This is a genomic window from Thomasclavelia sp. (assembly GCF_017889095.1).
Lineage (GTDB): Bacteria > Bacillota_I > Bacilli_A > Erysipelotrichales > Coprobacillaceae > Thomasclavelia.
The window spans coordinates 1-5,652 of sequence record NZ_JAGHEW010000026.1 but is presented as its reverse complement, the minus strand read 5'-3'; the positions used below and the strand labels follow the sequence as shown (position 1 = coordinate 5,652).

The 5,652-nt window shown below is 28.6% G+C and carries 4 protein-coding genes; all 4 read right to left on the bottom strand.

Annotation, left to right across the window (positions count from 1 at the left end):
- Positions 1-2,249: GH25 family lysozyme (locus J7M77_RS01210; protein ID WP_296875175.1), on the bottom strand; the 2,249-nt coding region annotated here is incomplete at its 3' end.
- 787 nt (positions 2,250-3,036) lie between these two features.
- Positions 3,037-3,654 (bottom strand): hypothetical protein, encoded by a 618-nt coding sequence (locus tag J7M77_RS01205; RefSeq protein WP_296875174.1) that lies wholly within the window; start codon positions 3,652-3,654, stop codon positions 3,037-3,039.
- The gene (locus tag J7M77_RS01200; RefSeq protein WP_296875173.1) at positions 3,644-4,912 is read right to left on the bottom strand and encodes an AAA family ATPase; all 1,269 of its coding nucleotides are present in this window, start codon (positions 4,910-4,912) and stop codon (positions 3,644-3,646) included. Before J7M77_RS01200 ends, J7M77_RS01205 begins: the two co-directional genes overlap by 11 nt.
- Positions 4,913-5,090: 178 nt before the next feature.
- A partial coding sequence (locus J7M77_RS01195; protein WP_296875171.1) for a YitT family protein occupies positions 5,091-5,652 on the bottom strand: 562 nt, incomplete at its 5' end.

The following is a 5,652-nucleotide window of genomic DNA, read 5'->3' as shown; positions in this document are numbered from 1 at the left end:
GCAACAATATTAGTAGTTCCAGCATCAACTGCTGTTACATTACCGTCTTGGTCAACTTTAGCTACTTTTTCATCTTCACTGCTCCATTTGACAGTTTTATCAATTGTTGCATCATCAGGTGAAACTGTAGCTTTTAATTCAGTTGTTTCATTTTTTTCCAAAGTAACTTTTTCTTTATCTAAAGTTATTTTAGAAATTGGAATTTCAACATTGACTTCACAAGTTGCATAAAGACCATTTACAGTTGTTGCTGTTATTGTTGCTGAACCAACTTTATTAGCAGTAATCTTTCCATTTTCATCAACACTTACAATTGATGGATCGCTACTTTTCCAAGTAATTGTTTTGTCCATTACCGTATCTTCAGGTCTTATTGTCGCAATTAGAGTTTCTTGGCTATCTTTAGCCATTGTTAAACTTGACTTATTCAATTCAATTTTTTCGATTTCTGTATTATCATACTTCAATCGTAATTTTACACCTTCAATGTTATTATTACCATTTCCAGCAGCTTGATTGTTACCTACCCAATCTTGCCATTTACCATTTTCATAGACTGAATATTCGATTGAATAACCTGATAATCCTTGTAAGTCTAATTTTATTCCTTTAATTGCTTTTGCCTGTCCAGTTGTTCCAAATGTGACACTTTCATCTTTTAAAGAAATATCTTTCCAGCCAGTTCCTTCAACATAAACACTACCATTTAATGTATATTCTTCATCTACATTATCAAAACCAATGTTTAATGCTTGTAAAAAGATTCCACTACCTGGTTGTCCAGCTATTTGTGATTCTGGTACGTATTCAAGCCAACCTGTATCAGCAATATGACCACGATAATATATTTGTGGTGATTTTACAGTTTCCGCTTCATCTGCTACTAATCTAAAGTCAATTGCCTGAATATCTTTAGTTTCTTTTCCGGCATAGTTTCCTTCTTTGACCCAATCTTGCCATCCAATATCAGCACTATGTACTCGATATTCTAAATGGTATCCAGGAATATTGTCCAAATCAAACTTAACTTGCTGCATTGCTACTCCAGCATTTCCAAGTACTGTATCACTTTCAATATTTTCATATTCTAGTGTACTTTTACTTGTTTTAACTGTTCCTGATAAATGAGTAGAATTAGGTGCGTTATTGATTTTAACTTGTAGCTGGTATAATGGAAAACTTCTACCAGTAGTTCCAGCAGTATTTGGTTCTACAAAGTATGGCAACCAGCCTACATTTTTACAATTAGCTCGATATTCTAAATATGGTGTAGTAGTATCCCTACCTAATTCTTCGTTTACATGATTTTCAGTATCATAACCATAAAAATTAGAGAAACAACTTACATCAACATCCCCATTAATACCATTAACACTTCCGTTAGAACGATATTGCCAGCCATAATTACCCGTGTAGTAATTATTTACAAACGTTAATTTCTTACCATATTGAGCAATCCATGAAGCATATTTATGAATTCTACTACTATTTAATTTTTCATTTAAATAACTAGTATAACTATAAACATTAACTGGATAACCGCTGGCCTGAATAATGCTTACAAATTTTTCCACATTATTGGCATTTTGATCAACAGTTAAATTTTTAGTACTGTTATTTTCTTCTAAGTCATAATAAACAGAATAGCCCATTTCAGAAGGTTGGATATTGTATTCTTTCAATAAACCAACAACATAGTTTGCTTCATTAGCAGCATCTTCAACACAATCAGCATAACTATACATATAAACACCAAATGGCATATTTACGCTACGACATCCTGCTAAGTTTGTTGCAAACATATCATCTTCATGCATTGAACCACCAGAAAATGAAGTGATTCTTAAAATTGCACCATCAACTCCAGAATTTTTTACTGCCTGCCAGTCGATAGTTCCATTATATGATGAAACATCAATTACCTTTTTACATTCACCATAACCAAAAGCCTTACCATCACCATCAAGCATGACTTTTTTGCCACTTTCATTAGTGGTCCATGTCAAATCATAACCACTACCACGAGTTTTTGATTGATAAATTGTATCAACGTTATCCCCATCAATTTCAACTCCTGGACCTTCATAACCATCAGGATTTGACATTGTTCCATCCACAAAATTTGGATCATCACTAACTGTATATGAATACTTTGATAAATCATCATTTTCTTCAGCTTTTATCACGGATATATTAGTTGAAAAAAACATCAAAAAAGCTAGTGTTAAAGCTAAAATTTTTCTTTTCATTTATTCACCTCCCATCGGTTTTATTATATACCGTAGTCAAAATAAATGTAAACAAACTAACAGAATAAAATAACATAAAAATTTCATTTTAATATTAAATTAATCACACAATTTATCAAAATAACAAAATATTACTGTATTTATACCATAATTATTATAATTTATAAAAAAACTATGAGTATCTAAAATAACAGTGGGTATGGAGTCGCTACAAAATAACTTGTGGTAACTCCAGTTTATTATTTACAGAACATGGGGCAGTTATATTAATAAGAATAAATATGTCAATTGTTATAAAAATAATGATCATGACATAGAAGAACAACATAAGCAAAACAAAATGATCAGGATTAAAAACTTAGAGAAAAATGATAGGAAATTAATACCTTTTTCAAGCAATTTCTATCTAAAGCTATAAACCATATTGCTAAAATTTAAGAACCATATAAAAACAGAAGTGAAGGCTTAATAACAGCCTCACACTTCTGTTCCTTACAGAATTTGGGGAACAGCTTACCCCAAATTATTCTACACCCCACAAGTTGTAAACCCCTAGTTATTGTAGAATGCCAAAACTATCAATTAAGATAGTTTTTTTAACATTTAAAAATTTTTTACCCAATCATTGAAAATGGGATTTTAGAAGAAATTTTGAACTATATAAATAGCATTTTTTAAGACTATAGAAATATTGTGAATATATTTAAACATACATTAAATCACATTAAAAATATATAATTCTAAAAAATAGAAAAACAAAACTAAAATTTCTTTTATCAACTAATATTTATTTCTTTACTACCTTGCAATCTACTCCAGATATTTTACAAAACTCATTGAATTTTCCACAAAGCTCTTTTTCTATTAACTCAAAATCTAAATGATCTAAAAGCGTTTCGCTTTTTGCACCTTTAATATATGCCTTACCCGCTTTTTTATATAATTTTTTCAATCCAGCTAAACTTTTATAACTATTCCTTCTTTCATCTTTTAAATTCAAAAATTTACATATTCCCTCAAAATCTATTAAGAAAAAATCTTCAATACACTTATCAGCTACAATATGAAAAATTTCAATTGCACCTGCTTTCCGCAAGTTTTTCTCAATTACTGCAGGATTTATTGGTGGATTCCTTCTTCCGATAAAAATATCGTTATCATAACAAAGAAACACATAAAATTCGATATTCTTTTCAATTTTTCTGTTCTCTTTAACAATCTTTTTAAATTTACTTGTTAGTTTACTTTCAAATTTGCCAAATCCATCTATTGATATTATTTTGATTTTAAGGAAAGAGAATCGCTTATTAGGCGTTTTATTTCGTAAAACTCCTAATAATTTTTCATAAAATATCTTGTCTGTTTCGCCCTCGGTTACAAATATTGCAATTTTCTTATTCGACATATTCATCCAACTCTTCAAAATTGCTTATTAAATCAAACACATATTCACCATAAGACATTCCCATTTCTGAACATTCTTTATAGAGTCTTTTTATTGCTCGCTTTTTTATTTTTTTAAATACAGCAATATCATTTTCATTTTTACAGCCAATATAAAGATTTTCTGGTGCTAAATAATCTACCAAGTACGGCGAGTGACTAGTGATAATTACGCTTGTTTTTTCACTTAAATCATAAATCACTTCGATATATTTTTTAAACAAAGATGGATTAATGGAATTTTCTGGTTCTTCAACACAAAATAAAGCAATATCGTTAATCTGAGCTAAAATTAAATTTGTTAATAACAACAATATGCGTCTAGCTCCATCTGACATCTGACTAAAATTTATCTCCCCCAACATGTTATACTCTTTACAATATAAAAAATATGCATGTTCTAATAACTCATATTCTTCAGGCAAATTAACCGGTTTAGAAGGACCGCTGATTTCAAAACGACGCGGTTCGATTTTTTCTACTTTAGGAAACAATTGTGTGTATATATCTATTAAATAATTATATTTAGTAGGATATAATTCACGTAATTTATATAGTGTTCTTGGGATATTATCAACAGTCGCCAATTTTAAATCATCTGAACTTTTTAATACTATCGGATCAAATTCGTAGGCATTTTTACTATCAAAGTGACGATCAACATATATTTCAATTTTTCTAATTTCATCTAAGATATCTTTATAAAACAAATCATCATAGGCTGATAATTTTTCAAGAACTAATTCATTATAATTAATTTTTATTATTTTATCACATCTTCCAGTTTCCACACTCTTATATTTTGAAATATTATTCTCTCTATTAACAAATTGTGTATATTTTGAACTTTTTTCTTTATTTCTTACATATAAATATTCTTCATCAATTCCATCATTAATATCTCGTGATATTCTCCACTTAAATGAAAATCCATATTTAATATCATATTCAATATTATTATTTATGTAACATAACTCTAATTCAAAACAAAAATTCTTAGTGTTAACCTTTATATTTTTAGGTATACCACTTTTCCAACCAATCATATTATCTCTAATTTTAGATGATGATGTAATAAAATCTATTCCATACTCAATTCCACGTAAAATGTTTGATTTTCCATAACTGTTAATAGATAACAATCCTGTAATCTTCTTTATATCTATTTCACAATTATTTATATTTCTAAACCCTCCTATTTTTATTTTTCTTATTTCCATTTTTCCTATTCCTCCATAAATTATGACAATCATATTATACCTCTTTTCATATAATAAGCAATTATTTAAAACGTATTTTTATTGATTTATGTATTTTTATTACATTTTACAATTTTAAAGTGTATAAATATGTCATATTTTTAATTTTAAAACAAAAAAAACTATCAATTAAGATAGTTTACTTGACTTCATGTTTTTTAGCACTTGAGAATCCTTTACCTCTAACTTCGTTAACCTTGTTAATGATCATAAACGCATCAGGATCAATACTATAAACATAATTATTCAACTGTGTTAATTCTCGATTATTTACAACCGTTAAAACAACAGGATAAGGATTATGCTTAAATCCAGTTTCACTATGAATTAAAGTTGTTCCCCGATCTAAAACATTAATAATAGTTTCATTGATTTCATTATATTTACTACTAACAATCTTTACTTGCATTTGGGCTTTACCAATAACTAAGACTTTATCTAAGACCACAGTATAAATCAACACTAATAAAATCCCATAAAATACCATTTCCCAATCTCTAATCACCATTTGTCCTAGTAAAATGATAAAATCAAAACCATACATACTTACTGATACGGGTATTCCTAATTTCTTATTTAAAATTAATGGTGGAATATCCATTCCTCCAGTACTGGCACCACAACGTATTACAATTCCAATTGCCGCTCCTATCATCAATCCTGCTAAAATAACGCATAACAATGTATCATTGCTCATTATT

Bases quoted from the DNA above. Each gene is read 5' to 3' on its own strand.
- J7M77_RS01200 (WP_296875173.1), bottom strand. From the start codon at position 4,912: ATGGAAATAAGAAAAATAAAAATAGGAGGGTTTAGAAATATAAATAAT.
- J7M77_RS01205 (WP_296875174.1), bottom strand. From the start codon at position 3,654: ATGTCGAATAAGAAAATTGCAATATTTGTAACCGAGGGCGAAACAGAC.